Raw genomic sequence first — 26,174 nt, 5'->3', positions numbered from 1 at the left:
GGTGGGTCAGCACCGGCCGGAGGCCAGGTCCATCAGGCGGGCGAGCACCCGCTCGCCGGAGGCGGTCACCCCGTCGTGCTGCCACTCGCCGGTGACCCAGGAGCGCAGGGCGCCGACCGTGCGGGCGGTGCGCAGCGAGAGGCCGGCGTCGACGTACATGTCGTCGTGGTAGACGGCGGCGGCCACTGGCACCCGGTTGGCGGCGAGCCGGGCCGGGTCGTACAGGGCGGGCCAGTCGGTGCGTTCGGCGAGCAGGTGGACGGCCCCGGCGAACGGGCGCAGCCCGGCGATCTCCTCGAACATCCACGGGTAGAACATCTCGCCGGTGAACAGCAGGGGGTCGGTGTCCTCGGCGAACCCGGGCTGCCCGGCCAGGGCCCGGGCGGCGGCCCAGCCGGTGGCGGCTCCGGGGCGGCCGTAGATCGACTCCTGGAGGGCGGCGAAGAGCGGGTTGTCGGTGAAGCCGGTCAGCTGCGCCACCTGCTGGAGGAAGGTGGCCGAGGGCTGGCCGTCCGGGGCGAGGGCCTCGTCGAGGAGCCAGTGCAGGCGTTCGAAGCCGTCGCCCATGCCGAGCGCGAGTCCCAGGGTGCGCAGTCGGCGGACCGTCAGCCGGTCGCCGTCGGGGAGGTGGACGGCCCGGCCCTCGAGCAGGTCGGCGATCCGGCGGACCAGGGGGCGGTCCCCGGGGTAGCGGGCGTAGTAGGCGCCCACGGTGTCGCGCACCCGGGGGTAGGTGGCGGCGTAGACGTCGTCGGCGGTGGCGTCGAGGCCGGGCAGGCCGCCGGTGACGTAGCAGGCGCGCAGGCCTTCGGGGGCGAAGGAGAGGTAGCTGAGGGTGACGAAGCCGCCGTAGCTCTGGCCCAGGACCTCCCAGGGGTCGTCGCCGCACAGCCGGCGGCGGATCAGTTCGGCGTCGGCGACGATCGAGTCGGCGCGGAAGCGGCCGAGGTGGTCGGCCAGTGCGTGGGCCGAGGGGAAGCGGATGGCGGCCCGGGCGGTGAGCGGGCTGGAGCGCCCGGTGCCACGCTGGTCCAGTAGCAGCACCCGGTGGGTCTTGAGGGCGTGGCCGAGCCAGCCGGAGGTGGCGTTCAGCGGGCGGGGGGACTTTCCGCCCGGTCCGCCCTGGAGGTAGAGCAGCCAGGGCAGTCGCTCGCCGGAGCGGACCGGGTCGACGACCTCGCGGGCGAACAGTTCGATGGTTCCGCGGGCGGGTTCGGCGTGGTCGAGCGGTGCGGTGAAGACGTGGTCGGTCACGGCGAGTCCGGGCAGCCGGTACTGGGCGTGGATCACGGTGTCCTCTCGGGATGGTGGCAGGCGACCTGTTGTCCGGGGGCGATCGTGCGCAGCTGCGGTCGTTCGGCTGCGCAGAGTTCGTCGGCCGTGGGGCAGCGGGTGCGGAAGCGGCAGCCGCTGGGCGGGTCGAGCGGGCTGGGCGGGTCGCCGTGGAGCACGATCCGTTCCCTGGCGCTCTCCAGGTCCGGGTCGGGCAGCGGCACGGCGGACAGCAGGGCGTGGGTGTACGGGTGGGCGGGGTGGGCGAACAGGGTGTCGCGGTCGGCGGTTTCGACGACCGCGCCGAGGTACATCACGGCGATCCGGGTGCTGATCTGGCGGACGGCGCCGAGGTCGTGGGCGATGAACAGGTAGCTCAGCCCGTACTCGTCCTGGAGGTCCCTGAGCAGGTTGAGGATCTGCGCCTGGACCGACACGTCGAGGGCCGAGACCGGCTCGTCGCACACCACCAGCTTCGGCCGCAACGCCAACGCCCGTGCGATCCCGATGCGTTGGGCCTGACCGCCGGAGAACTCGTGCGGGTGCCGGTCGGCGTGCTCCGGCCGCAGGCCGACCCGGGCCAGCAGTGCCTCGGCCGGCTGGTCGGGCTCCAGGCCCTGGTAGCGGTAGGGTCCGGCGAGGATCCGGCGGACGGTGTGCCGGGGGTTGAGCGAGGAGAACGGGTCCTGGAAGACCATCTGCAGGTCGCGGCGCAGCGGGCGCAGCGCCGGCTCGTCCAGCCCGGCGAGGTCGTGCCCGGCGAAGTGGATGCCGCCCGAGGTGGGGCGCTCCAGGCGGGTGATCAGTTTGGCGAGGGTGGACTTCCCGCAGCCGGACTCACCGACCAGGCCGAGGGTTTCGCCGGGCCCGACGGCCAGCGAGACCCCGTCGACGGCCGCGACGTGGCCGGCCAATCGCCGGGTCAGGCCGTGGCGGACCGGGTAGCGCTTGACCAGGTTCCGTACGTCGAGCAGGCTCATTCCGCGACTCCCAGGGTCGGCAACCGGTCCGGCAGGGGCCCGTCGATGCGCGGGACGCAGGCGAGCAGGCCGCGGGTGTACGGCTCCCTCGGTCGGTGGAACACGTCGCGGACCGGGCCGCGCTCGACCGCGCGGCCGTGGTGCATCACCACGACCTGGTCGGCCAGTCCGGCGACCACGCCCATGTCGTGGGTGATCAGCATGATGGCGGTGCCCGCCTCCTCGCGGAGTTCGCGCAGCAGTTGGAGGATCTGGGCCTGGACGGTGACGTCCAGCGCGGTGGTCGGCTCGTCGGCGATCAGCAGGTCGGGTTCCAGGCACAGGGCCATCGCGATCATCACCCGCTGGCGCATCCCGCCGGAGAACTCGTGCGGGTGGCAGCGGGCGCGCCGTTCCGGCTCCGGGATGCCGACCCGGTCCAGCATCCGCACCGCGACCCGGTGCGCCTCCCGGCGTCCGGCGCGGTGGTGCGCCCGGTAGGCCTCGGCGATCTGGAAGGCCACCGAGTAGTACGGGTTGAGGCAGGACAGCGGGTCCTGGAAGATCATCGCGATCCGGTCGCCGCGCAGCCGGCGCAGCGAGCGCTGGTCGAGGGCGGTCAACTCCCGCCCGTCGAAGCGGATCTCGCCGCTGACCCGGGCGTCGCGCAGCAGGCCGAGGACGGCGAGGCTGGTGACCGACTTGCCGCTGCCGGACTCGCCGACCACGCCGAGCACCTGTCCGGCCTCCAGGTCGAGGTCGAGCCCGTCCACGGCGCGGACGCCGGAGCGGAACTCCACGGCCAGGTCACGTACCGTCAGCAGGGTCATCCGACGGCCCTCACTCTCGGGTCGAGCACGGCGTAGACCAGGTCCACCAGCAGGTTGGCGAGCACCACGAAGGAGGCGGCGAACAGCGTCACCCCGAGGATCACCGGCTGGTCGGCGGAGGCGATCGCGTCGGCCGCCAGCTTGCCGACGCCCGGCAGCCCGAACACCGACTCGGTGATCAGCGCACCGCCGAGCAGCGCGCCGAGGTCCATGCCGAAGATGGTCACGATCGGCATCAGGGCGGGCCGCAGGGCGTGCCGCCGCACCACGGTGAGTTCGGGCAGGCCCTTGGCCCGGGCGGTGCGCACGTAGTTCTGCCCGAGGCTCTCCAGCATCTCGCCGCGGGTGACCCTGGCGTAGATCCCGGCGTACAGCAGGGCGAGGGTGATCCAGGGCATCAGCATCGACTGCGCCCAGCCGAGCGGATCGGCGGTGAACGGCACGACCTGCGGGTACGGCAGCAGCTCGAGCCGCACCACCAGCAGGTACTGCAGTACCAGGGCGGTGAAGTAGATCGGCAGCGAGACCCCGCCGAGGGCGGCCGTCATCGCGGCCCGGTCCCACGGGCTGCCGCGCCGCAGGGCCGAGACCACCCCGGCGCCGACGCCGACGGCGAGCCACAGCACGGCGGCGCCGACGGCGATCGAGAAGCTGACCGGCAGCCGGCTGGTGAGCAGCTGCCACACCGGCTGGTCGGTCTGGAAGCTGAACCCCAGGCACGGGAACGGGCAGTCGACGGCCTGCGGTCCGCTGCCGTACGTCCGGCCGGAGACGATGCCGGTCAGGTAGTCGCCGAACTGGCGCAGCGGCGAGTGGTCCAGCCCGAGGGTGGTGCGGATCTCGGCGATCCGTTCCGGGCTGCAGGCCTTGCCGCAGGCGCCCTGCGCCGGGTCGGCCGGCATCAGGTAGAAGATGGCGAAGGTGGCGGCGCAGATCACCAGCAGGATGGCGGCCGTGACGGCCAGTCTGCGCAGCAGGTAGAGGATCATCGTCGCTGGCTCCGGGGGTCGAGCGTGTCCCGGACGGCGTCGCCGAGCACGTTGAAGGCGAGCACGGTGACGAACAGGAAGGCGCCGGGGATCAGGAAGTAGGCGGGGTCGGCGGCGTACCAGGGCACGGCGGTGGCGATCATCTGGCCCCAGGAGGGGGTGGGGGCCTGGACGCCGACGCCGAGGAAGGACAGGCCGGCCTCGGTGGCGATGTAGCCGGGGATCGACATGGTGGCCACCACCAGCACCGGTCCGGTCAGGTTGGGCAGCACCTCGCGCAGCAGCAGCGCCCGGCGGGAGGCGCCGAGCACCCGGGCGGCCGCGACGAACTCGCCCCGCGCGAGCACCATCGCCTGTCCGCGGACGATCCGGCCGACGTACGGCCAGCCGAAGAAGCCGAGGACCACGACCAGCAGCAGTCGGCGGTCCGTGCCGGGCGCCGCCGAGATCAGCGCGATCATGAAGATCAGGCTGGGGAAGGACAGCAGCAGGTCCATGGTGCGTGCGATCGCGGTGTCGACCCACCCGCCGGAGAAGCCGGCGACCAGGCCCAGCGCCGTGCCCAGCACCACCGACAGCGCGGTGGCGAGCACGGCGATCAGCAGTGACACCTGTGCGCCGTACACCACCCGGGCGAGCACGTCCCGGCCGTTGACCGGCTCGACGCCGAGCCAGTGCCGGGCGCTGATCCCGCCCGCCGCGCCGCGCGGCAGGCCGCCGAGCGCCGGGTCCACCGCGTCGCCGTGGAAGGCGGTCGGAGAGCTCCCGGTGATCCAGGTGATCAGCGGCGCGGCGGCCGCGACCAGGACCAGCGCGGCCACCACGGCCAGTGCGAGGGCGGCCGAGCGCTGGGCCAACAGCCTGCGGACGGCGGTCACTTGCGCACACCCAGGGAGACCAGGTCGAGCCGGCCGACGTAGCCGATGTGCCCGTACGCCCCGGTGACGTTCGGGCCGGTCAGGACCGGCGCCTTGTCCCAGAGGAACGGCACCACCGGGGCGTCCCGCATGATCTGCTGCGCGAGCTGCCCGTACGCCGCCCGGGCCGCGGCCGGGTCGTCGGTCGCGGCGATCCCGTCGATCCGCGCGTCGACGGCCGGGGAGTCGTACTGCGCGTAGTTGTTGTTCCCCTGAGCGGTGATCAGCCGGCCGTCGAAGACGATCGGCAGGTACGTGGAGGCGCCCGGCCAGTCCGGGGACCAGCCGGCGATCACCAGGTCGTGCTCCTGGGCGGTGTTGCCGACCGTGCTGTAGAAGGCCGAGGAGCTGATCTCGTTGATCTTCACGGTGATGCCGGCCCGCCCGAGCGAGGCCTGCACCGCCTCGGCCTGCGCCTTGCCGGCGGTGGAGGCGGGGGCGTCGAGGGTCAGGGTGAGGCCGGAGGCGTGGCCCGCCTCGGCGAGCAGCGCCTTGGCCTTGTCCGGATCGCCCTTGCCGTCCTGACTCGGGTAGGGGTCCTCGGCCGGATAGCCGAGGGACGGCGGCAGCAGGCTGGTCGCCAGGTCACCGGCGATCGGACCGCCGCGGGTGGTGCGCAGGGCGTCCTTGTCCAGCGCGTAGGCGATGGCCTGGCGCACCCGGACGTCGTCGAGCGGCTGGTGCCTGGTGTTGATGCTCAGGTAGCGGGTGTTGATCGAGTCGCCGGTGACCAGCCGGCTCTTCAGCCGCGGATCGTTCAGCACCCGCCCGACCGAGGCGGGGCCGATCGGCTCCAGCGCGACGGCGTTCGCGTCCTCGCCCTGACCGGCGATCAGCCGCTGGTCGACCACCGCCGCGTCCAGGCCCAGGTCGATGACGACCCGGTCGGGCAGGCCCTTGCGCACGCCGTCGGTCGCCCGGTCCCAGCTGGGGTTGCGGACCAGGGTGAGCCGCTTCTTGGGCTCATAGCTCTCGATCTCGTACGGGCCGGAGGAGAACGGGCGGGAGTCGTAGCCGACGCCGGTGTCCTTGTCCTTCGGCACCGGGGCGAACATCGGCAGTGCCACCGCCGAACCGAAGTCGGCCACCGGGCGGTTGAGATGGAAGACGACGGTGCTGTCGTCCGGGGTCTCGATCGAGGCCAGCCCGGCGGGATCCTGGTAGGGCCCCTTGTACGAGTCGCCACCGGCCAGCCACATCCGGGCGTACGGCGGGCCCTCCGGCAGCTCGGCGGCGAAGGTCCGCTCGACCCCGTACTTGACGTCCCCGCTGGTGATCGGGCGGCCGTCCTCGAACTTCACCCCCGGCTTGAGGGTGAAGGTCCAGGTCCTCGCGCCGTCGCTGGGCCGACCGGTGTCGGTGGCCAGGTCCGGCACGATCTTCCCGCCCGCCTGGCCGGGCGCGGCGGCGAAGGTGGTCAGCGTCCGGTAGATCAGCCGGCTCACGTCCTGCGAGGACGTGACGTAGTTGCGCGCCGGGTCCAGGTGCTCCAGGTCGAGGGTGGACAGCACGTGCAGCGTGCCGCCCTTCACCGCGGCCGTGTTCGCCCCGGTGGCGGCGCCGCCGGCTCCCGTACAACCGGCGGCCGACAGCAGCCCCAGGGCCACGGCGAGGGCCGGCCCGACTCTTCGTTGTCCCACGTCTCCTCCAGGCATGATGTGACATTTCATGCGTGGGAGAAGAGTGGCCGACCGGGGAGCCCGCCAGAAGATCCCAGCACCCCATCACATCGCGTTATGACAGCCGGAGGGCGGCCGACCGCACCAGCCGGGCACCCTCCACGCCACCGTCCTCAGCCCGGAGGCGGACGACTGATCAACGGCCTCCGTGGTCGGGCAGCCGGATCGCCTCGCCGTGACCCGGCTGCCCGGCTACGTCAGCGCGCGCCCCCTCCTCGGGCGGTCGGCGGCCCGGGCCGGCGCTGCTACGGACCGGGTGGGAGCCGCGCGAGGCGGTCGCGCGGACCGTGGCCACCGCGGGGCGGACGGTCTTCCTGTCCGGCCTCACCGTCACGCTCGCCCTGGCCAGCATGCTGGTCTTCCCCGAGGTCTTCCTCCGGTCGATGTCCCTCGGCGGAACGGCCGCCGTCCTGGTGGCGATGGCCGGGGCGCTCACCGTCCTGCCCGCGGCGCTCGCCGTCCTCGGACGGCGGATCGACTCCCTGCGGGTACCGCTCCCCCGGCGGCCGCACCCGAAGTCCGCCGGGCAAGGGCCGGGCGGCTGGGAACGACTGGCGGGCCGGGTCATGCGCCGACCGGCGCGGTACGCCTTCGCCACCCTGGCCGTGCTCACCCCACACCCGAACGTAGCGGCAGCGCCGAGGCCAGCCGATTGACTCGCCTCCGCGGCTCGCCCCGGTGACCATTCCACATGGGCCGTCGCACGGTCGGCCCCTGGCCAGGACCAGTCTCCGACACCCGCTCACCGGACTCGCGATCAACCTCGCCGGAATCGACGCCTGGCGCATCACGACATCCCGCTCCCCGACCCTCACATCCGGCAGCGCTCCGGCCCGTCGGATGAACCGACGGGCCGGAGTGGCCATGACCGGATTCGCCCACAGCATCGCGTTGCCCCCACCCGGAGCCCGGAGCCGGCCGCCCCGACCGGGGCCGTGCGCGAGCCGGAGGCCCTCGTGGCCGTCGCCCGGTCACCGAAGGGCCTGCCCAGCCGGACGGACCAGCAGCACGGTTGCCGCCAAGAGGTGCCAGCCGGGACCGCCGAGGGCCGTTCCGGGGCCGCGGTCCGCGCCGGCAGTCGCGGAGTCCCGCCCGGCCGTGCTGTCACGCCCCGTCCAACGCCTCCACCAGAGCCGCCAGGAACTCCTCCGGCCGTTCCAACTGCACGCTGTGCCCGGCCCCTTCGACCACCACCTCGCGCACCCGCCCGCCCGCCGCGGCGTAGCGGTCGAGTGCGGAACGGGTCTGTGCCACCATCGGCTGCGCCGGGCACGCGTCCGCGCCGGGCCACCCGGGAACCGCACCGATCGCGCCCAGGTGGGCGAGGTCGAAGAGCGAGGTGTCGGAGACGATCACGTCGGCGGACCCGCGGATCCACAGGACGGGCGGCTTCGGCTCGACCAGTTCCAGGTCGTCGATCCGGAAGTGGGTCGGTGCCAGCGAGTTGAGCACCCCGCGGTCGCCGGGCGCGAACCCCGGCCAGGCGTCGCTGGGACGGCTGTCTCCCGGGTAGTGGTCGACCCCGGTCCGGGTGGTCAGCATCGCGGCCACGTAGGGGTTCGGTTCTGCCAGCGGTTCGCTGACGTAGGCGGTGTCCAGTACCGAGCGCGGCGCGAACGGTGACCCGGCGCCCGCCTCGCCCTCGCCCAGTAGCCGGACGAATTCGGGGGCCGCACCGCCGGCGCCGGAGCCCGCGCCGTCGGGCGAGTTGAGCCGCCCGTCCGGCCCGTGGGTGCCGCCGAAGCCGTACGGGGAGACCGGGTTGACCAGGGTGAGTGAGCGGACCAGTTCCGGGTGGTCGCGCAGCAGTTGCAGCGCCACGCCGCCGCCCATGCTCCAGCCGACCAGGTGGACCGGGCCGAGGGCCAGCGCCCGGAGGTAGGAGAGCAGGTCCTCGCTGTGGTCGCGCAGGCCGCGGGTGGCGTCCACCGGCAGGGGCTCGGTGCCGCCGAAGCCGCGCAGGTCGGGTGCCAGCGGGCGGTAGCGGGCGGGCAGCGCGGTCATGGTGGAGTGCCAGAAGACGCTGGAGGAGACGTTGCCGTGCACCAGGACCACGGGTTCGCCGGTGCGGCCCTCGATCTCGGCGTGGTTGACGGTGAGTCGGTCGGTGGCGATCGGTCGATCGGTGATCATCCGACGGGTCCTCAGTTCAGCCAGCCGGTGACCTGCGCGCTCGCCGTGCCGTCCCAGCCGAGTTCCAGGTGATTGGCGGAGGCGATCAGCGCCGTGCCGCCGACGGTGGCGAAGCCGGAGGTGTCCAGTGCGCTGGCCACGAAGACCACTCCGTCGCTGGGCCCGCGGTCCTCGTTGAAGATCCCCAGGACGTTGGGCGTGCCGCCGGCCAGGAGGTAGGCCGTCACCGAGGCGGGCACCCCGGCCTGGCGCAGCGGGGCGATCAGCGAGCCGGCGTCGATCGCGGCCTGGATGCCGCCGCCGTCGGTGTAGAAGCCCTGCCCGCCGTAGTAGGTGGTGTACCAGTCCTGCTGGGTCTGGTCGACGCCGAAGACCGAGTCCCAGCGGGCCAGCATCTGCCGCTGCCCGGGGTAGTCGTCGTAGCCGCTCGTGGGGGTGAAGGAGAACTCCGGGTGCGCGGTGTAGGTGCCGTAGCAGGTCATGTGCAGGTGCGGGGAGGGGGCGTTGACGGCACCGCCGCACTGCGGCCAGATCGAGAAGTCGTGCGCCCAGCCGTGCGCGAACGGGTAGTCGTAGCCGCCGTTCGGACCACCGAGGGTGATCAGCTTGCGCACGTCACCCGCGTACGGGCGGCCCCAGGCGGGCTTGACCGAGGAGACGTAGGCCCGCGTGGACATCTCGCCCTTGCTCCAGCCCACCACGTCCACCTGCGGGACGCCGAGCTTGGCGCGGATCAGCGCGACGGCGTCGCCGACCTCCTGGGCCTGCATCAGGTTGTCGCCCTGCTTGTGGGCGAAGCCGATCGCGAAGACCCGGTAGCCGCGACCTGCCAGGTACTGCATCAGTCCCGTGTTCGGGCAGGAGGCGGCGCCGCAGCCGTAGCCGCCGGACTCGCCGGGGTTGGCCCAGGCCCGGTCCGGGTTGTCGTTGGCGCCGTGCACCAGCAGCACCGGGACCTGGTGCGCGCCGGTGTTCCAGCCCGGGGCGGAGTAGAGCAGGAAACGGCCGGAGAAGGGCTGCTTGACGCCGCCGAAGAAGGTGAGCCGCTGGCCGTCCTGGTCGCCGCGGCCGTCCGGCGGGTACTGCTCCTGCCGGAAGCCGGTGGTGGTGTCGAGGTACCGCTCGACGTGGTCCCAACCGTTGGCGACGCTGCTGTAGGTGGCCTCCAGGGTCAGGTAGGACGGCACCGCCCCGGGCACCGCGGCCGCGGCCGTCCCCGACGGGGCCATCACCGCACCGATCAGCGCCAGCACGCCCGCGAGCATCCAGCCCAGGCCTCTTCGCCCACGACGTCCGTTCCTCCGCATACGCGTTCACTCCTCCACGCCCGGATCGACTGCGCGACACGGTACGGATGCCGGGGTGCCGTCCCTATGGTTGTGACACATACCTCGGTCATCACGATGTGGGCGTCCGCCACCTGGTCCACTCCGGAGGGCTGCGGCGATGCCGGCGATCGCGGCGAAGTGGTCGGCCTCGCGTTCGTAGCGGCGGTGCAGTCGGCGGAAGCCGCCGAGCCACGTCAGCACCTCAACCGCCCTCGCCCTGAAACAGCAGGGCGCCCAAGAACCCGTCAACGTCATCGCGCACCGGGTACGAACGCGCCACGCACCGGGCGCACGGGCGCACCCCGGTCGGCCGGCCGCACCGGTCGCGGGCGGCCCGGGCCTGGGCGCTGCCGTTGCCCTCGATCGACCCGCAGGTGGTGTCCCGCTCCGCCGCCGCCCTGGACGCTTACGGCCCGGACCTCGGCTACACCCACTACGCGGTAGTGCGACGGCTGCCGATCGCCCTCGGCGGTGTCGCCGCGGTGGCGACGGTCGCCTTCGCCGCCCGACTGCCACTGCTGCGCCGGGCCCTGGGGAGGCTGCGCAAGCCCGGTGACGGGCCGAGCGCGGAGCAGCAGGCGCGGTCCTGGTTCGTCGTCCGGTTCGTGGCGCGGGCGGGTGGTGGGCGCCCTCACCGAAGTGTCCGGGGGTGACCCCGGCTACCAGGAGACCGCGAAGATGCCGGCCGGGTCGGCGCTGTGCCTGGCGTACGACGACGACCTGCCGTCCGCATGCGGTCGGCGTGTCAGCACCGCACCACCGACGGCTCGCCCGCCCCTGTCACGAGGGGGACGAGCCGTCGGTGCCCTCCGGGGGGAGGACGCCGCTACTGCGGCGTCACGTAGGCGCCGGAGATGCCGCCGTCGACGAGGAAGGTGTTGGCGGTCATGAAGGACGAGTCGTCCGAGGCGAGGAAGGCCACCGCTGCGGCGATCTCCTCGGGCTCGGCGAAGCGGCCGAGCGGGATGTGGACCAGTCGACGGGCGGCCCGCTCCGGGTCCTTGGCGAACAGTTCCTGCAGCAGCGGGGTGTTCACCGGGCCGGGGCAGAGCGCGTTGACCCGGATGCCCTCGCGGGCGAACTGCACGCCCAGCTCGCGGGACATGGCCAGCACTCCGCCCTTGGAGGCGCTGTAGGAGATCTGCGACGTGGCCGCGCCCATCACGGCGACGAACGAGGCGGTGTTGATGATCGAGCCCTTGCCCTGGCGCTGCATGTGCGGGATCGCGTACTTGCAGCACAGGTAGACGCTGGTCAGATTGACCTCCTGGACCCGCTTCCAGGCCTCCAGGCCGGTGGTGAGGATGGAGTCGTCGTCCGGCGGGGAGATGCCCGCGTTGTTGAAGGCGATGTCGAGCCGCCCGTACTCGTCGACGACCCGCTGGAAGAGGTCGCGCACCGCGTCCTCGTCGGTGACGTCGGCCTGGATGAACAGGCCGTCGACCTCGTTCGCGGCCTTGGCGCCGGTCTCGGCGTCGAGGTCGACGCACACCACCTTGGCGCCCTCGGCGGCGAAGCGGCGGGCGGTCGCCAGGCCGATGCCGCTGCCCGCGCCGGTGATGACGGCCACCCGGCCGTCGAGTCGCTGGGTCATGCTGATCACTCCTCCGTGGAGATGAAGACGTTCTTGGTCTGGGTGAAGGCGTCGAGGGCGTCCGGGCCGAGCTCGCGGCCGAGTCCGGACTGCTTGAAGCCGCCGAACGGCGTGGTGTAGCGCACCGAGGAGTGCGAGTTGACGGACAGGTTGCCGGCCTCGACGCCGCGCGAGACCCGCAGTGCGCGCCCGACGTCCCTGGTCCAGATGGAGCCGGACAGCCCGTACTCGGTGGCGTTGGCGATGCGCAGGGCGTCCTGTTCGTCGCGGAACGGGACGACCGCGACGACCGGGCCGAAGATCTCCTCGGTGAAGACGCGGTCGTCGTGCCGCACGGGCGCGAGCACGGTCGGCGGGTACCAGAAGCCGGGCCCGTCGGGGGCGCTGCCGCGGAAGGCGACGGCCGACCCCTCCGGGACGTAGGAGGAGACCCGCGCCCGGTGGGCGGCCGAGATCAGCGGGCCCATCTCGGTCTTCTCGTCGGTCGGGTCGCCGACCCGCACGCCGCGGACGGCCGGCTCCAGGAGCGCCATGAAGTCGTCGAAGGCGGAGGCCTCGACCAGGATCCGGGAGCGGGCGCAGCAGTCCTGGCCTGCGTTGTCGAAGACCGCGTAGGGGGCCGTGGCGGCGGCCTTGGCGAGGTCGGCGTCGGCGAAGACGATGTTGGCGCTCTTTCCGCCGAGTTCGAGGGTGACGGGCTTCACCCGGGCGGCGCAGCCCGCCATGATCTCCTTGCCGACCCGGGTCGACCCGGTGAACACCACCTTGCGCACGTCGGGGTGGGTGACGAAGCGCTGTCCGACGACCGGGCCGCGGCCGGGCAGGATCTGCAGCACGCCTTCCGGGATCCCGGCCTGGAGGGCGAGTTCGCCGAGGCGCAGGGCGGTGAGTGGGGTGAGTTCGGCCGGTTTGACGATGACGGTGTTGCCGGCGGCCAGCGCCGGGGCCAGGGCCCAGGCGGCGATCGGCATCGGGAAGTTCCACGGCACGATGACCCCGACCACGCCGATCGGTTCCTGGAAGGTGAGGTCGATGCCGCCGGACACCGGGATCTGTCGGCCGAACAGCCGCTCCGGCGCGGCGGCGTAGTACTCGATGACGTCACGCGCGTTGCCCGCCTCCCAGCGGGCGTTGCCGATGGTGTGGCCGGCGTTGGCGACCTCCAGGGCGGCGAGGTGCTCGCGGTCGGCGTCGACGGCGGCGGCGAAGGAGCGCAGCAGCCGGGCCCGGTCGGCGGGGGCCACCCGGCGCCAGGCGTCGAAGGCGGCGCGGGCGCGGGCGACGGCGGCATCGGTTTCGGCGAGGCCGGCCAGTTCGACGGTGGTGATCACCTCCTCGCTGGCGGGGTTGACGACCTCGAAGAGGTCCGGTTCGGTCATCGGGCGGTCTCCCTCTGGCTGGCGGTGATGAACGCGTGGAACAGGCGCAGGTCGTCGGAATCTGTCTCGGGGTGCCACTGGACGCCCAACGCGAAGCGGTGGCCCGCCAGTTCGAGCCCTTCGACGGTGCCGTCGGCGCTGCGGGCGGTGACCCGCAGACCGGCGCCGAGCCGGTCGACGGCCTGGTGGTGGTAGCAGGAGACCTCGGTGGTCGGCCCCAGGACGTCGGCGAGCCGGCTGCCCGCCACCACGCCGACCCGGTGGCGGACGTAGCGGGCGGGGACGATCTGGTGGTTCCCGTCGGGCAGGTGTTGCAGGAGGGTGCCGCCGAGTTCGACGTTGAGCAGCTGCATGCCGCGGCAGACGCCGAGCACCGGCAGGTCACGGGTGAGGGCGGTGTGCAGGAGCATGCTCTCCCAACCGTCGCGGGCGTGGTGCGGCGGGCCGGTGCGCGGGTCGGCGTCCGCCGCGTACCGGGCCGGGTCGACGTCCGGTCCGCCGGCGAGGAGGAGTCCGTCCAGGGCGTCGAGCAGGTGGTCGGCACCGCCGGGTTGCGGCGGCAGCAACACCGGGGTGCCGCCCGCGCGGACGACGGCGTCGACGTACGTCTGGGGCACGAGGGAGGCGCGCTGGTTCCAGACCGACCAGGCGGCGTCGTCCTGGTAGCTGGTGATGCCGATCAGCGGTCGTCGGCGGTCGTCGCGCGTCACAGCCGCTCGAATCCGCGGCGCCGCTCCCAGTCGGTCACCGCCCGTTCGTAGCAGGCGAGTTCGGTGCGTCCGGCGTGGGTGTAGTGCCGGACGACGTCCTTGCCGAAGGCCTCGGTGGCGACTGCGCTGCGCTCGAAGGCGTCGACCGCGTCGCGCAGGGTGGCGGGCACCCGGGGCGCGTCGGAGGCGTAGGCGTTGCCGGTGAACTCCGGTTCGAGTTCGAGCTGTTGCTCGACGCCGTGGAGTCCGGCCGCGATCAGGGCGGCGACCGCGAGGTAGGGGTTGACGTCGCCGCCGGGGACGCGGTTCTCGAAGCGCAGCGAGGGGCCGTGACCGACCACGCGCAGGGCGCAGGTGCGGTTGTCGCGGCCCCAGGCGATGGCGGTGGGTGCGAAGCTGCCGGGTACGTAGCGCTTGTAGGAGTTGACGGTGGGTGCGAGCAGCAGGGCGAAGTCGGCCAGGCAGGCGAGCTGTCCGGCGAGGAAGTGCTCCATGGTGCGGGAGAAGCCGTGCGGACGGTCACCGGCGAACACCGGGGCGCCCTGCTCGTCGCGCAGGCTCAGGTGGATGTGGCAGGAGTTGCCCTCGCGTTCGTCGTATTTCGCCATGAACGTGAGGCTGCAGCCCTCCTGGGCGGCGATCTCCTTGGCGCCGGTCTTGTAGACGGCGTGGTTGTCGCAGGTGGTGAGGGCGTCGGCGTACTTGAAGGCGATCTCGTGCTGGCCGAGGTTGCACTCGCCCTTGGCGGACTCGACGGTGAGGCCGGCGCCGGCCATGCCGTTGCGCAGGCGGCGCAGGAGTGGCTCGATCCGGCCGGTGCCGAGGATGGAGTAGTCGACGTTGTACTGGTTGGCCGGGGTGAGCCGGGTGTAGTCCTTGTCCCAGGCCTGTTCGTAGGTGTCCCGGAAGACGATGAACTCCAGCTCGGTGGCGGCCTGGGCCTGCCAGCCGTGACCGGCCAGCCGCTCCAGCTGGCGTTGGAGGACCTGGCGCGGGGAGACGGCGACCGGGCTGCCGTCGTGGTGGGTGACGTCGCACTGCACCATGACGGTGGCGGGGTGCCAGGGGACGACCCGCAGGGTGGCGAGGTCGGGGCGCAGCGTCAGGTCGCCGTAGCCGTTCTCCCAGGAGGAGATCTCGTACCCGTCGACGGTGTTCATGTCGACGTCGACGGCCAGCAGGTAGCCGCAGCCTTCCGCGGCGCCGGGCACCACGTCGTCGAGGAAGTACTCGGCGGCGACGCGTTTGCCCTGGAGGCGTCCCTGCATGTCGGTCATGGCGAGCACGACGGTGTCGACGGACCCGTCGGCGACGCGGGTGCGCAGCTCGTCGAGGGTGAGCCGGAGGGTGGTCATCGGGTCTCCAGTTCGGTGGCCGGGGTGTCGGGGGCGGGCGGCGCGGCGCTGACGTGGGGCCCGGTGAACCAGTGCCGGGCGGAGGCCAGCCACCACACGCCGGCGAAGCCGACCACGACGGCCACGGCGACGGGGGTGTAGTTGAAGCTCTCGGCGGTGATCGGGCTGGCGGTGGGGAGCATGAACAGGACCGTGATCACCGCGGTCCAGCCGACCGCGACGGTGCCGATCAGCCGGCTCCATCGGCCCAGGTGCCAGGGGCCGCGCGGGAAGTCCTCGCCCTGGCGCAGCCGCAGGTACACCGGGATGACGTAGGAGATGTAGAGGCCGATGACGGAGATCGAGGTCACGGCGGTGTAGGCGGTGTCGTTCCAGAGCGCGGGCAGCCCGAGCAGCAACGCGCCGCCCGTCGCAAGCCAGACCGCGTTGGTCGGGGTCTGGGTGCGCGGGGAGATGCGGTGCCACAGTCGGGAGCCGGGCAGCGCGCCGTCGCGCGAGAAGGCGTAGATCATACGGGAGTTGGCGGTGACGGAGGCCATGCCGCAGAAGAACTGGGCGCCGATGACGATGAGCAGCAGGAACTGTGCGCCGCCGGAACCGATCGCGTCGATGAAGATCTGGGCGGGCGGGACCTGGGTGTCGCTGTTGAGCGCGCCGTCGTAGTCGCGGATCGCGAAGGTGATGCCGAGCAGCAGGATCCAGCCCGCCACCAGGGAGACGGTGATGGCGTTGACGATGCCGCGCGGGCCGGAGCGGGCGGCGTCGTGGGTCTCCTCGGTCATGTGCGCGGAGGCGTCGTAGCCGGTGAGGGTGTACTGGGCCATCAGCAGGCCGAGCATCGCGACGTAGAACTGGTTGTGGAAGCCGGTCTGGTCGACGAACTCGGTGAGGACGAAGGTGACGGAGGCGTGCCGCTCGGGGAGGAACGCGAGCGCGCCGACGATGATCGCGACGCCGACCAGGTGCCACCACACGGACACGCTGTTGAGGACCGCGACCAGGCGCACCCCGAAGGTGTTGAGCAGGCCGTGCACCAGCAGGATGACGGCGAAGATCTCCATGGTGTGCGCGGGGGTGGCCGCGACGCCGAAGCGGAGTGTGAGGAAGGCGTTGGTGAAGAAGGCGGCGCCGTAGTCGACGCTGGCGGTCACCGCGACCTGACCGAGGAAGTTGAACCAGCCGGTGAACCAGCTCCAGGCCGGGCCGCGGCTGCGGGTCAGTTTGGCGGACCAGTAGTAGAGCCCGCCGGCCGTCGGGTAGCTGGAACAGATCTCGGCCATCGCCAGCCCGACGCAGAGCGTGAGCAGGCCGACCACGGGCCAGCCCCAGACGATCAGCGCGGGGCCGCCGGTCTTCATCCCCGTGCCGTACAGGGTCAGGCAGCCGGAGAGGATGGAGACGATGGAGAAGGAGACGGCGAAGTTGGAGAAGCCCGACATCGAGCGGGCCAGTTCCTGGGTGTAGCCCAGCTCGCGGAGCCGCTGTTCGTCGGCGGAAACGGGGGCGGTGTTCTCCGGAAACACCTCGGGGGCAGGGTGGTCGGGCGAGCGTGCGTCGGTCATGGGGCACCCCTGGGGGTTGAGGGTGTGCCGGGGAGCACACGGCCACGACGGCGTGGCGCGGTCGCCCCGACGAGTTCGACGGTCGGACGGCTCTTCAATGGCCTGGAATCAGTCCATTGGGGTGGGTGAGCAGCATCGTTCCGGCTGGATCGGGGCCGCGTCAAGAGCGAGGAGGGAACGAGTCCGGGGAACCCGTTCATAGGTACGATTCCGGCGTGGACGTGGACGAAACACGTGAGCAGGCGCGGCTCGACTGGCAGGCCGGGGCGATCTTCCGCCCGGTCCGGACCGGCAACGCCTTCGAGGAGACCGTCGAAAGGCTGCTCCAGGCGATCAAGCTCGGCGTCTTCGACCTCGGCGACCGACTGCCCGCCGAACGGGATCTCGCCGCCCGGCTCGGCGTCAGCCGGGAGACCCTGCGCGAGGCGCTCCGCACGCTGCAGCAGGCCGGCTGCGTCGAACCCCGCCGGGGCCGCTACGGCGGCACCTTCGTCACCTATCGGCTGCCCGAGCCGGACGTCGCCGACCTGCGCCGCGCGGCCCGCGACCTCGGCGGCGCGCTGGAGGACGCGCTGACCTACCGCCAGGTGCTGGAGGTCGGCGCCGCCGAGGCGGCCGCCCGTCGCCCCCTCTCCCCCCACCAGCGGGCCCACCTGGAGAGCCGCCTGACCGATCTGGAGGAAGCCCCGCCGGAGCAGTACCGCCAGCTGGACTCGCGCTTCCACCTCGCCATCGGCGAGCTCACCGGCTCCCCCACCCTGGCCACGGCCATCGCCGAGGCCAGGATGCGCCTCAACGACCTGCTCAACGCCATCCCCATGCTGGACCGCAACATCGAGCACGCCGCCGAGCAGCACCGGGCGATGGCCCGGGCGATCCTCGCCGGCGACGGTGACGCCGCCCGACGCGCCACCGAGGAACACCTCGCCGCTACGGCCGCACTGCTGCGGGGCTTCCTGGCCTGAGGTTCCGCCGTGGCCGGCTCAAGTCGTCGGCACCTGGGGAGCAGTCCCCGCTCCCGTCCGGCCCGGCCCGGCCCGGCCGGACGAACTCCTGGTCCGAGTGAGTGGTGGCGCAGCTATAGACGATGAGGAGCTGTTCGGCTCGGGCGTCGTTGCTCCGACGCCTCGGCCTGCTCGAGCCCGGCCAGACCGTCCGCCCGCCCGACGGCCCGCTGCGGGTCATCGACGACCACGGTCCGCGGGAAGCCGCCCTCGACGGCTTCGCCGACTTCCGCATCCCGACCGGCTACTACTGGCGGGAGGCGTGTCTGGATAGACTCGCGCGGCCGACCGAACATCAACTCCAGTTCGGTACCGGAACAGCACAGCACCACCCAGGACACCAGGCACTCCGCCGCCGACGACCATGGGGGTATCCATGCAGTTCCGCACCAGAGCATCTCTCGCCACCGCGACCGCAGCGCTCGTCCTCGCCTCCGTCGCGGGCAGCACCGCGGCCGGTGCGAGTACGGGCAGCACGAGTAGCGCGAGTACGGGTAGTACCAGCACGGCCCGCCCGCCGCTCGCCCTGATCTCGCCCGGCGATCCGTACGCCGCCTGCAACCTCGCCGCGGACGGCCCCGGCACCAACCACCCGTCCGCGGAGGACGAACCGTTCGCCGCCGCCAATCCGCTCGACCCGGCCAACACGATCACCATCTACCAGCAGGATCGCTGGTCCAACGGCGGCGCCCGGGGCCTGAGTTCGAGCTACACCACGGACGGCTCGCACTTCACCCAGACGGCCCTGCCGTTCACCCACTGCGCACCCGGCGGGCTGGCCTACCAGCGGGCCTCCGACGGCTGGGTGAGCTTCGGTCCGGACGGCGCCGCCTACGCCAGCGCCCTGGTCTTCGACGCCACCACGGCGCGCAGCGCGGTGGCCGCCGCCACCTCGACCGACGGCGGCCGCAGCTGGCAGCACGTCACCGAGCTGATCAGCGACAACGACCCGGCGATCACCGACGACAAGAACGCCGTCACCGCCGACCCGGTGCACCCGGGCGTCGCCTACCAGGTCTGGGACCGGGTGGACCAAGTCACCGGCCCGACCCCCTACTTCGACGGACCGGGCTACATCTCCATCACCCGTGACCACGGCCGCACTTGGACCCCGGCGAAGCCCTTCGTCATCACGAGCACGACTGCGAACACCCAGACCATCGGCAACCAGATCGTGGTCGACCCGCGGACCGACACGCTGTACGACTTCTTCGACTGGATCACCTTCACCGACGGCACCGCCACCACGGTCAGCGACGTGCACTTCGGCATGGTCAGCTCCACCGACCAGGGCGAGACCTGGAGCCAACCGGTCCGGGTCGCCACCGACACCTCCGTCCCCGAGGTCGACCCGAACGCGCCCGCCGACGCCACCAAGTCCCTCCGGGCCGGCGGCGGTCTGCCGAGCGTGGCCGTCGACCCGCAGACCGGCGAGCTCTACCTCGCCTACGAGGGTTCGGAGTTCACCGGCGGCCAGTACGACGCGATCCAGCTGGTGCACTCCACGGACGGCGGCCAGACCTGGAGCGGTCCGACCCGGATCAGCCAGGCCCCGGGCGCCCCGGCGTTCACCCCGTCCATCATCGTGACCGCCAACGGCACCGTCGCCGTCAGCTACTACGACCTGCGCTACCTCACCCCCGGCAACACCACCACGCTACCCACCGCCGCCTGGCTGCTCAGCTTCCCGCGCGGCGGCGAGGACAGCCCGATCGAACGGCAGGTCTCGCCGGTCTTCGACTGGCTGCAGGCGCCCTTCGCCGGCGGCCACTTCCTCGGCGACTACCAGGCGCTGATCAACGACGGCCACCAGATCCGCCCGGTCATGGTGACCGCCAACAGCGCCGACCCGCTGAACTCCACCGACGTGTACAGCGGCCGCTTCCAGCCCGGCACCCTGCGCAGCCCCGCCGCCGGCGCGCCCGGCGCACAGGCCGCGCACGCCGCAGCGCCCGTCACCGGCCCGCGCGCCGTCCAGCACCTGCGGCGCTGACACCCTCCGAATGGACGGACGGCGTCCTGCGGCTCTCGAAGGCGAGCCGCGGGACACCGTTCGGGTTCCGGAGGCTCAGGCCCGCACCGTCCCGTCCACCGCCGCCGCCGTCGCCGAGGCGGCGACCTGTGCGGTAGCGGGCTTGACGCGCTTCGCGCGCCTGACGACTGCCCTTCCGGCAGCCGGGATGAGCGCGAGGCCCATCCGGTACAGGTGCAAGACGTTCCGGGCCGCGTTGTGGTCGGCGTCGCCCGACCAGCCGCAGTCCGGGTTCTTGCACACGAACACGGCCTGGGACTTCCTGCTGCCGGGCGTGGTGAAGCCGCACGCGGAGCAGCGCCGGGAGGCGCCGGGGGCGGGGACCTTGACCAGGGTGCCGCCGTGCCGGGCGACGGCACCACCCGCTTCGCCTTCCTCGGCGGCCTGCGGTTCCGCAGCCCGCGCTTCCTCGCCCCCGCGCTGCGCCCGTTCACCGGGGACCCGCTGGCGCGGTTCGCCGCCCTCGTCGACAAGGCCGCGCAGTAGGCGGCACCGCGGCCGGGTCAGGGGCGGTGCAGGGCCTCGGTGAGGCGGGCGGCCGCCTCGATGACGGCCTTGGAGAGGTGGGTGCCGGGGTGGCGGGTGAGCCGTTCGATCGGGCCGGAGACGGACACGGCCGCCACCACCCGGTTGGACGGCCCGCGGACGGGTGCCGAGACGGAGGCCACCCCCGGCTCGCGTTCGCCGATCGACTGGGCCCAGCCGCGGCGCCGTACCCCGCTGAGCGCGGTGGCGGTGAAGCGGGCGCCCTGCAGACCGCGGTGGAGGCGCTCCGGCTCCTCCCAGGCGAGCAGGACCTGGGCCGCGGATCCGACCTTCATCGGAAGGGCGAGGCCGACCGGAACGGTGTCGCGCAGGCCGAAGAGGCGCTCGACCGCCGCCACGCAGATCCGCACCTCGCCCTGCCGGCGGTAGAGCTGGGCGGTCTCGCCGGTGACGTCGCGCAGGTGGGTGAGGACCGAGCCGGCCGCGGTCAGCAGGCGGTCCTCACCGGCGGCGGCCGAGAGCTCGGCGAGTCGCGGGCCGAGGACGAACCGGCCCTGCAGGTCCCGGCCGAGCAAGCGGTGGTGCTCCAGCGCGACGGCGATCCGGTGGGCGGTCGGCCGCGCCAGGCCGGTGGCGTCCACGAGTCCGGCCAGGGTGGCCGGACCGGCCTCCAGGGTGCCGAGGATCGAGGTGATCTTGTCGAGCACGCCGACGCCGCTCGTGTTCTCCAGGTTCTCCATGGACGGGTACTCCAGTCTCGAATCCCGTGTGCCGTGGGTGGGTTCGGCTCACGGACGCTCCGGTGGGGTGGGGAGCGGGGTGGTCAGCGAGGACAGGCCTGCGAATGCAGCCGGTTGCCTGCGCCGGACACGAGACGGGTACGCGAAAGGGCCGGGGCGGGAAGCGCCCGGGCGAAGGACAGCACAGAGAGCACCGTGTCTCCTCATCTTTCCCGCGCCACGTTGGCGACAGGCCGGAGTTGGCACTGATCCCGGGCGGCACGGCGCGTACTTCGGACGCCGGTTCGACCGGGGAGTTGCCGGGGCTTCGTAGGGCCGGTCCCTCCACCCCTCTGGATGATTCGCGACGAACCATACAAGATTCCCCGGGCGCCCCGCCAAAACTTTCCCCACCCGCACAACCGGCGGCGATCAGCGCCGTCGCGGGCGGCCCGTCGGTTTCAGCGAGGCCGCCGTTGCACGACGTCGGCGAGCACCGTGGTCACCAGCTTGTTGACGGTCGCCTTCGTCGGCGGGTCCGGATCGCGGTCCGCGAACAGCAGGTGCCCGCCTCCGACCAGGGAGAGGGTGAGCGAGTCGATGTCGGCATCGGCTGCGATGCGGCCCAGGGCCCGTTCGTCCGTCAGGTAGGCGGAGACCGCCGTCGCGACCTGGGCGAGGACCGCGATGCCGCCACCGGGGGTGGCCTGCCGCAGCCGGGCGCGCAGCTCGTCCCGGAAGGTGATGAGCGGGATGATCGCCACCGGGACCGGTCCGAACAGGGTGATCAGCGCGCCGGTGAGGTTGTCGGCCACGGTGCCGGCGCCGACGGTCTCGCGCAGCGCCCGCGCCTGCGCCTCGAGCCGTGCGGCCCGGTCGAGCACGAGCTCGGTGAGGAAGGCGTCGAAATCGGTGAAGTGCCGGTGCAGCACGCCTTTGGCGCAGCCTGCCTCGTCGGTGACGGCCCGGCTGGTCAGCCCGTTCGGGCCGTCCCGCAGCAGCACGCGTTCGGCTGCGTCGAACAGTTGCTGGCGCGCGTCGCGAAGATGCACCCCGGTCGGCAACTCGCAGATCCTCTCGTGTACACGGACTCCGGTGCGCCCATTGGCAGGTGGGCGCTTGCCCACTAAAGTGAACGCATGCCCACTTTACCGCGGGAGCACCCCGACCCGGCGCGGCCGCACCAGGCCCGGCAGACCGCCGAATCGTTCGGCACGGACGCGCAACGCTACGACCAGGCCCGCCCCCGCTACCCCGATGACCTGGTGTCACGCATCGTCGCCGGAAGCCCGGGGCCCCACGTACTCGACGTCGGCTGCGGCACCGGCATCGCATCCCGCCAGTTCCAGGCCGCCGGCTGCACCGTGCTCGGCATCGACCCGGACGCCCGGATGGCCGACGCCGCGCGAGCCCACGGCCTGCGGGTCGAGGTGGCGACCTTCGAAGCCTGGGAGCCGGCCGGCCGAAGGTTCGACACGGTGATCGCCGCCCAGTCGTGGCACTGGGTGGACCCGGCCGTCGGCGCCCCGAAGGCGGCCAGGGTGCTGCGCCCCGGCGGGCGCCTGGCGATCTTCGGGCACGTCTTCGAACCGCCCGCCGAGGTGGCCGAGGCGTTCGCCGCGGCCTACCGGCGGGTCGCGCCCGACTCCCCGTTCAGCAGCCAGCCGGCCCGGCGTCCGCTGGAGACGTACCTGGCCGGTTACGCGAAGATCGCCGACGCGATCCGCGAGACCGGGCGGTTCGACGATCCGGAACAGTGGCGATTCGACTGGCAGCGGCCCTACACCCGCGAGCAGTGGCTGGACCTGCTCCCCACCACCGGCGCCCTCACCCGGCTCCGCCCCGATCAACTGGCCGAGACACTGGGCGCGGTCGGCCGAGCCATCGGCGCCCTGGGCGGCCGCTTCACCATGAACTACACCACCCTGGCGACCACCGCCGTACGCGCCGGCACTCCTTGAGGCGTCGCCGCGAACAGGCGCGCGGCTTTCCGGAGGGCGGCTCCAACTCGCCCGCAGCGCTCGCCCTTTGGGGGGCCGCAGCGCCGGCCCTTGCGGGCGGCGGCCGAGCCCCGGTCGGTACGGTCAGCGCCCTGGCGCCTCGCCGGCGGCGGAGCCACCCGCAGCACCGCGCCGACCGCAGTCGCCGACGCCCTGCTCCAACTCCTGGTCCAGGAGGACGCCCCTGCCATCAGCTCACCTCCCGCCCGAACCGGCGCTTGTAGGCCGACGGGGTGATGCCCGTCTCGCGACGCATGAGCGACCGCAGGTTGGCGGCCGTGCCCAGCCCGCTTCGCCGCGCGACGACCTCGAAACGGGACTCGCCCCGCTCGATCAGTCGGCAGGCCAGGGCGAGCCGCTCTCCCGTGAGCCACACCAACGGGGTCGTTCCCAGCTGCGCCCGGAAGCGGCGGTGCAGCGTCGCCGGGCTGACCGCCGCCCGCGCCGCGAGGTCGGACACCGTCAGCGGTTCGTCGAGCCGTTCCTGCGCCCAGGCCATGACGGGGGCGAGGGACTCGTCGGGGAGGTCGGGCATCGGACGCTCCACGAACTGCCGCTGCCCGCCGTCGCGGTGCGCCGCGAAGACCAGTCGCCGACTGACCGAGTTGGCGGCCTCGGCGCCGTGGTCGCGGCGGACCACGTGCAGCCCGAGGTCGAGTGCGGCGGCGCTTCCCGCAGCGGTCAGGATGTCACCGTCGTCCACGAACAGCACGTCCGACTCGAGGTGGACGGCGGGGAAGCGGGCACGGAAGGCATCCGCCCACTGCCAGTGGGCGGTGGCCCGGCGCCCGTCGAGGACTCCGGCCTCGGCCAGGGTGAAGGCGCCGCTGCAGAAGCCGATCAGGCGTGCACCGCGGGCGTGCGCCCGTCGGATGGTGTCGAGCACGGCGGGTCGGCGGGGCACGTCGACGTCGGGGCGGTTGGGGACGATCAACGTGTCCGCCGTTTCGGCCGCCTCCAGGCCGGCGACTCCGGTGAGCGTGAAGAATCCGTCGCGCATCGCGGTGCGGGGCTCGGGGGAGCAGAGCCTGAAGTCGTAGAGCTCGCGGCCGAGTTCCGGCCTGCGGAGGCCGAAGACCTCGGTAGCACAGCCGAGCTCGAACGGGTTCGAGTTCTCGTCCACGATCACGACGACCCGGTGGACGCCCGCCGGATGAGCCCGGTGCGAGGATTCTTTCGCCATGTGCAATTCCTAGCACTCACATCGACCCGACGAAACGACACAGGATGAGCCCATGACCAACCACCCCATCCCCCTGCACCAGGCTCTGGCCTCCTTCGATGCGCTGTGGAGCCCCCGCATCGTCACGCGCGTCAACGACTACGACGTCCGGATCGCCAAGGTCCAGGGCGAGCACGTCTGGCACGCCCACGACGACACCGACGAGTTCTTCCTGGTGCTCGACGGGGAGCTGCACATCTCCTTGCGCGAGCCCGGGGGCGAGCGCACGGTCCTGCTGCCCCAGGGGGCGGTCTTCACCGTCCCCGCGGGTACGGAGCACAAGCCGTACGCGCCGTCCGGCGCCGCGATCCTGATGTTCGAGCCGACCGGGACGCCGACCGTGGGCGACCGCCACGACGAGATCCCCGACCACGTGGACGCGACCACCGGGCACCCGCTCGACTGAGGTCGACACGCAGGCGGTGGAAGCCGCCGCCCCGGTGTCCGCCAGGAGGCCTTCGGCGCCGGAAGGGTGCGGCTGATCACTCCGGCGGAGGAGCTGCTGCGTGTCCCCGGGGTGGTTGGGGCGTTGTCACGGCGTGCGACGCCTCCACCCCCTGTTCACTGCCCTCGCCGTCCTCCTGACGGTGGCCGCCGCCCCGCCCGGTCGCGCCGCTGCCGCCGACCCGACGCGCACCCCCGGCACGCCCGCCTACACCGTCGAGCTGCGCAGCGACGCCACCGGTGCGCACTGGCGCGGCCACGAGCGGATCACCTTCGGCAACACCTCGCCCGAGCCGCTCCACGAGGTGTACCTGCGGCTCTGGGACAACTTCCGCGGCGGCTGCGCGCACCCGTCCGTCCGGGTGACCGGCCTGGGTGGTGCCCAGGGCGCCGACGACGTCCCGGACCACTACGAGGTCGGCTGCACCGCCCTGCGCGTCCCCCTGCCCCGCCCGCTGCCCCAAGGCGCCTCCGACACCGTCGAGTTCGACCTCACCGTCGACGTCCCGGACGGCATCGACCGCTTCGGCCGCGACGGCGCCTTCAGCTTCGTCGGCAACGCCCTGCCCGTCCTCGCCGTCCGCGACGGGACGGGCTGGCACCTCGACCCGTACAGCGAGCTCGGCGAGTCCTTCTTCGGCCTCAGCTCCGACTTCGCCGTCACCCTCGACCACCCGACCGACCTGCTGGTCCCCGCCACCGGCACCGCCGTGGACACCCCAGGCGAGCCGGGCCGTACGATCACCCGGATCGGCGCCCGCAAGGTCCGTGAATTCGCCTGGGCCGCCGGGCCGTTCAACCGCATCGAGGGCCGGTCCGCGGGCGGCGTCCGGATCGCCGTCTACTCGGTCGCCGACATCACCCCCGCGGACGCCCGGGCGATGCTGGACCTGTCCCTGCGGACCATCGATGACCACGCCGCCCGCTACGGGCCCTACCCGTACGGGGACCTCGCCACGGTGCTCGACAACCGCTTCGACTTCGCCGGTATGGAGTACCCGGGCTTCGTCCTGGACCGGATCCGGCCCTCCGCCGTGATCCACGAGCTGGCGCACCAGTGGTGGTACGGCATCGTCGGCGACGACCAGTACCGCGCGCCGTGGCTGGACGAGTCCTTCGCCGAGTACGCCATGGCCGTCGCCATGGGAGACACCGGCGAGGGCTGCACCGCCCGGACGCCCTGGCAGTCCGCGGACGAACGCCTCACCAACCCGATGAGCTACTGGGACACCCACCCGGACCGCTACGTGCCGGTCGTCTACGACCGCGGCTCCTGCGCCCTGCACGAACTGCGCCGCCTGATCGGCGCGGACACGATGGCTTCCCTGCTGCGCGACTACGCCCGCGCGCACTGGTACGGCGTCTCCACCACCGCCGAGTTCAAGGCCGCCGCCCAGGCCGCGACCTCCGTCGACCTCACCCCCTTCTGGCGCGAGCACCGCATCGACTGAGTCGCCCAGGAGTCCGACGGGGCCCGACGTGGCCCAACGTGGCCCGACGTGGCCCGACGGGGACGAGCACGGTCCGACGGGGACGGACACGGTCCGACGAACAGTGGTC

Annotated in this window: 24 protein-coding genes, 1 pseudogene and 1 riboswitch; of the genes and pseudogenes, 8 read left to right on the top strand and 17 right to left on the bottom strand. The window is 72.7% G+C overall.

Annotated features, from left to right (window positions below; translation table 11 throughout):
* Window positions 1-6 precede the first annotated feature (6 nt).
* Genes ACWCYO_RS19665 through ACWCYO_RS19640 form a run of 6 tightly spaced genes read right to left on the bottom strand, consistent with a single transcriptional unit; the run spans window position 7 to window position 6,607 of the window.
* The gene (locus tag ACWCYO_RS19665; protein ID WP_405000583.1) at window positions 7-1,290 is read right to left on the bottom strand and encodes an alpha/beta fold hydrolase; all 1,284 of its coding nucleotides are present in this window, start codon (window positions 1,288-1,290) and stop codon (window positions 7-9) included.
* Window positions 1,287-2,252: an ABC transporter ATP-binding protein gene (locus ACWCYO_RS19660; RefSeq protein WP_449784907.1), complete on the bottom strand. Its 966-nt coding sequence runs from the start codon at window positions 2,250-2,252 to the stop codon at window positions 1,287-1,289. The genes ACWCYO_RS19665 and ACWCYO_RS19660 overlap by 4 nt, the downstream gene beginning before the upstream one ends.
* Window positions 2,249-3,061 carry an ABC transporter ATP-binding protein gene (locus ACWCYO_RS19655; RefSeq protein WP_405000584.1) on the bottom strand — a complete coding sequence of 271 codons (813 nt, stop codon included), beginning with the start codon at window positions 3,059-3,061 and terminating at the stop codon, window positions 2,249-2,251. The genes ACWCYO_RS19660 and ACWCYO_RS19655 overlap by 4 nt, the downstream gene beginning before the upstream one ends.
* A complete protein-coding gene (locus ACWCYO_RS19650) occupies window positions 3,058-4,050 on the bottom strand; it encodes an ABC transporter permease (protein WP_449784906.1) in 993 nt (330 codons plus the stop codon). Before ACWCYO_RS19650 ends, ACWCYO_RS19655 begins: the two co-directional genes overlap by 4 nt.
* A complete protein-coding gene (locus tag ACWCYO_RS19645; protein ID WP_449784905.1) occupies window positions 4,047-4,928 on the bottom strand; it encodes an ABC transporter permease in 882 nt (293 codons plus the stop codon). Before ACWCYO_RS19645 ends, ACWCYO_RS19650 begins: the two co-directional genes overlap by 4 nt.
* Window positions 4,925-6,607: an ABC transporter substrate-binding protein gene (locus tag ACWCYO_RS19640; protein WP_270140684.1), complete on the bottom strand. Its 1,683-nt coding sequence runs from the start codon at window positions 6,605-6,607 to the stop codon at window positions 4,925-4,927. Before ACWCYO_RS19640 ends, ACWCYO_RS19645 begins: the two co-directional genes overlap by 4 nt.
* A 281-nt stretch (window positions 6,608-6,888) precedes the next feature.
* Here ACWCYO_RS19640 and ACWCYO_RS19635 point away from each other — a divergent pair, with 281 nt between their 5' ends.
* Window positions 6,889-7,302 carry an MMPL family transporter gene (locus tag ACWCYO_RS19635; RefSeq protein ID WP_270150759.1) on the top strand — a complete coding sequence of 138 codons (414 nt, stop codon included), beginning with the start codon at window positions 6,889-6,891 and terminating at the stop codon, window positions 7,300-7,302.
* 448 nt (window positions 7,303-7,750) lie between these two features.
* Here the strand turns inward: ACWCYO_RS19635 and ACWCYO_RS19630 are convergent, their stop codons facing one another.
* Together ACWCYO_RS19630 and ACWCYO_RS19625 are read right to left on the bottom strand one after the other, a co-directional pair.
* Window positions 7,751-8,779, bottom strand: a complete 1,029-nt coding sequence (locus tag ACWCYO_RS19630) for an alpha/beta fold hydrolase (RefSeq protein WP_270140685.1) — start codon at window positions 8,777-8,779, stop codon at window positions 7,751-7,753.
* A gap of 11 nt (window positions 8,780-8,790) precedes the next feature.
* Entirely contained in the window at window positions 8,791-10,086 is a 1,296-nt protein-coding gene (locus tag ACWCYO_RS19625; protein WP_449784904.1) for an esterase/lipase family protein, read from the bottom strand.
* A gap of 374 nt (window positions 10,087-10,460) precedes the next feature.
* On the opposite strand from ACWCYO_RS19625, the gene ACWCYO_RS19620 reads away from it, so the two are divergent.
* A complete protein-coding gene (locus ACWCYO_RS19620) occupies window positions 10,461-10,760 on the top strand; it encodes a hypothetical protein (RefSeq protein WP_449784903.1) in 300 nt (99 codons plus the stop codon).
* Window positions 10,761-10,933: 173 nt separating this feature from the next.
* Here the strand turns inward: ACWCYO_RS19620 and ACWCYO_RS19615 are convergent, their stop codons facing one another.
* The 5 genes from ACWCYO_RS19615 to ACWCYO_RS19595 are packed head-to-tail and all read right to left on the bottom strand — an operon-like array spanning window position 10,934 to window position 16,707.
* Window positions 10,934-11,701, bottom strand: a complete 768-nt coding sequence (locus ACWCYO_RS19615; protein WP_449784902.1) for a 3-oxoacyl-ACP reductase — start codon at window positions 11,699-11,701, stop codon at window positions 10,934-10,936.
* A gap of 5 nt (window positions 11,702-11,706) precedes the next feature.
* Window positions 11,707-13,080 (bottom strand): aldehyde dehydrogenase family protein, encoded by a 1,374-nt coding sequence (locus ACWCYO_RS19610; RefSeq protein WP_449784901.1) that lies wholly within the window; start codon window positions 13,078-13,080, stop codon window positions 11,707-11,709.
* Window positions 13,077-13,790 (bottom strand): gamma-glutamyl-gamma-aminobutyrate hydrolase family protein, encoded by a 714-nt coding sequence (locus tag ACWCYO_RS19605; protein ID WP_449784900.1) that lies wholly within the window; start codon window positions 13,788-13,790, stop codon window positions 13,077-13,079. The genes ACWCYO_RS19610 and ACWCYO_RS19605 overlap by 4 nt, the downstream gene beginning before the upstream one ends.
* The gene (locus tag ACWCYO_RS19600; protein ID WP_270140692.1) at window positions 13,787-15,145 is read right to left on the bottom strand and encodes a glutamine synthetase family protein; all 1,359 of its coding nucleotides are present in this window, start codon (window positions 15,143-15,145) and stop codon (window positions 13,787-13,789) included. The genes ACWCYO_RS19605 and ACWCYO_RS19600 overlap by 4 nt, the downstream gene beginning before the upstream one ends.
* The gene (locus tag ACWCYO_RS19595) at window positions 15,142-16,707 is read right to left on the bottom strand and encodes an amino acid permease (RefSeq protein WP_449784899.1); all 1,566 of its coding nucleotides are present in this window, start codon (window positions 16,705-16,707) and stop codon (window positions 15,142-15,144) included. The genes ACWCYO_RS19600 and ACWCYO_RS19595 overlap by 4 nt, the downstream gene beginning before the upstream one ends.
* Window positions 16,708-16,922: 215 nt before the next feature.
* On the opposite strand from ACWCYO_RS19595, the gene ACWCYO_RS19590 reads away from it, so the two are divergent.
* The gene (locus ACWCYO_RS19590) at window positions 16,923-17,672 is read left to right on the top strand and encodes a FadR/GntR family transcriptional regulator (RefSeq protein WP_449784898.1); all 750 of its coding nucleotides are present in this window, start codon (window positions 16,923-16,925) and stop codon (window positions 17,670-17,672) included.
* 415 nt (window positions 17,673-18,087) lie between these two features.
* The gene (locus ACWCYO_RS19585) at window positions 18,088-19,704 is read left to right on the top strand and encodes a sialidase family protein (protein ID WP_270140696.1); all 1,617 of its coding nucleotides are present in this window, start codon (window positions 18,088-18,090) and stop codon (window positions 19,702-19,704) included.
* Between the two features lie 75 nt (window positions 19,705-19,779).
* On the opposite strand, the pseudogene ACWCYO_RS19580 reads toward ACWCYO_RS19585, so the two are convergent.
* A pseudogene (locus tag ACWCYO_RS19580) lies at window positions 19,780-20,094 on the bottom strand (zinc ribbon domain-containing protein); the annotation flags it as partial.
* Between ACWCYO_RS19580 and ACWCYO_RS19575 the strand changes: the two are divergent.
* Window positions 20,086-20,229 carry a hypothetical protein gene (locus ACWCYO_RS19575; RefSeq protein WP_449784897.1) on the top strand — a complete coding sequence of 48 codons (144 nt, stop codon included), beginning with the start codon at window positions 20,086-20,088 and terminating at the stop codon, window positions 20,227-20,229. The pseudogene ACWCYO_RS19580 and the gene ACWCYO_RS19575 sit on opposite strands and share 9 nt — an antisense overlap.
* A 17-nt stretch (window positions 20,230-20,246) precedes the next feature.
* On the opposite strand, the gene ACWCYO_RS19570 is transcribed toward ACWCYO_RS19575, so the two are convergent.
* Window positions 20,247-20,960, bottom strand: coding sequence for an IclR family transcriptional regulator (locus tag ACWCYO_RS19570; protein ID WP_270150761.1), 714 nt, complete (start codon window positions 20,958-20,960; stop codon window positions 20,247-20,249).
* Window positions 20,961-21,169: 209 nt separating this feature from the next.
* Window positions 21,170-21,312, bottom strand: a riboswitch (SAM riboswitch).
* A 97-nt stretch (window positions 21,313-21,409) separates the two neighbouring features.
* Window positions 21,410-22,012 (bottom strand): TetR/AcrR family transcriptional regulator, encoded by a 603-nt coding sequence (locus ACWCYO_RS19565; protein WP_449784896.1) that lies wholly within the window; start codon window positions 22,010-22,012, stop codon window positions 21,410-21,412.
* 75 nt (window positions 22,013-22,087) lie between these two features.
* Here ACWCYO_RS19565 and ACWCYO_RS19560 point away from each other — a divergent pair, with 75 nt between their 5' ends.
* On the top strand, window positions 22,088-22,909 hold the full coding sequence (locus ACWCYO_RS19560) for a class I SAM-dependent methyltransferase (RefSeq protein WP_449784895.1): 822 nt from the start codon (window positions 22,088-22,090) through the stop codon (window positions 22,907-22,909).
* 229 nt (window positions 22,910-23,138) lie between these two features.
* Here ACWCYO_RS19560 and ACWCYO_RS19555 read toward each other — a convergent pair whose 3' ends face one another.
* Window positions 23,139-24,131: a GlxA family transcriptional regulator gene (locus tag ACWCYO_RS19555; RefSeq protein WP_270140701.1), complete on the bottom strand. Its 993-nt coding sequence runs from the start codon at window positions 24,129-24,131 to the stop codon at window positions 23,139-23,141.
* A gap of 52 nt (window positions 24,132-24,183) precedes the next feature.
* On the opposite strand from ACWCYO_RS19555, the gene ACWCYO_RS19550 reads away from it, so the two are divergent.
* Window positions 24,184-24,576 (top strand): cupin domain-containing protein, encoded by a 393-nt coding sequence (locus tag ACWCYO_RS19550; RefSeq protein ID WP_270140703.1) that lies wholly within the window; start codon window positions 24,184-24,186, stop codon window positions 24,574-24,576.
* 133 nt (window positions 24,577-24,709) lie between these two features.
* A complete protein-coding gene (locus ACWCYO_RS19545) occupies window positions 24,710-26,065 on the top strand; it encodes a M1 family metallopeptidase (RefSeq protein WP_449784894.1) in 1,356 nt (451 codons plus the stop codon).
* Window positions 26,066-26,174: the final 109 nt, after the last annotated feature.

Source organism: Kitasatospora sp. NPDC001683, assembly GCF_053596495.1.
This window is presented reverse-complemented; position numbering and strand designations above follow the sequence as displayed.

Bases quoted from the DNA above. Each gene is read 5' to 3' on its own strand.
- ACWCYO_RS19615 (WP_449784902.1), bottom strand. From the start codon at position 11,701: ATGACCCAGCGACTCGACGGCCGGGTGGCCGTCATCACCGGCGCGGGC.
- ACWCYO_RS19550 (WP_270140703.1), top strand. From the start codon at position 24,184: ATGACCAACCACCCCATCCCCCTGCACCAGGCTCTGGCCTCCTTCGAT.
- ACWCYO_RS19630 (WP_270140685.1), bottom strand. From the start codon at position 8,779: ATGATCACCGATCGACCGATCGCCACCGACCGACTCACCGTCAACCAC.
- ACWCYO_RS19595 (WP_449784899.1), bottom strand. From the start codon at position 16,707: ATGACCGACGCACGCTCGCCCGACCACCCTGCCCCCGAGGTGTTTCCG.
- ACWCYO_RS19585 (WP_270140696.1), top strand. From the start codon at position 18,088: ATGCAGTTCCGCACCAGAGCATCTCTCGCCACCGCGACCGCAGCGCTC.
- ACWCYO_RS19660 (WP_449784907.1), bottom strand. From the start codon at position 2,252: ATGAGCCTGCTCGACGTACGGAACCTGGTCAAGCGCTACCCGGTCCGC.
- ACWCYO_RS19560 (WP_449784895.1), top strand. From the start codon at position 22,088: ATGCCCACTTTACCGCGGGAGCACCCCGACCCGGCGCGGCCGCACCAG.
- ACWCYO_RS19650 (WP_449784906.1), bottom strand. From the start codon at position 4,050: ATGATCCTCTACCTGCTGCGCAGACTGGCCGTCACGGCCGCCATCCTG.
- ACWCYO_RS19600 (WP_270140692.1), bottom strand. From the start codon at position 15,145: ATGACCACCCTCCGGCTCACCCTCGACGAGCTGCGCACCCGCGTCGCC.
- ACWCYO_RS19625 (WP_449784904.1), bottom strand. From the start codon at position 10,086: ATGCGGAGGAACGGACGTCGTGGGCGAAGAGGCCTGGGCTGGATGCTC.
- ACWCYO_RS19555 (WP_270140701.1), bottom strand. From the start codon at position 24,131: ATGGCGAAAGAATCCTCGCACCGGGCTCATCCGGCGGGCGTCCACCGG.
- ACWCYO_RS19610 (WP_449784901.1), bottom strand. From the start codon at position 13,080: ATGACCGAACCGGACCTCTTCGAGGTCGTCAACCCCGCCAGCGAGGAG.
- ACWCYO_RS19655 (WP_405000584.1), bottom strand. From the start codon at position 3,061: ATGACCCTGCTGACGGTACGTGACCTGGCCGTGGAGTTCCGCTCCGGC.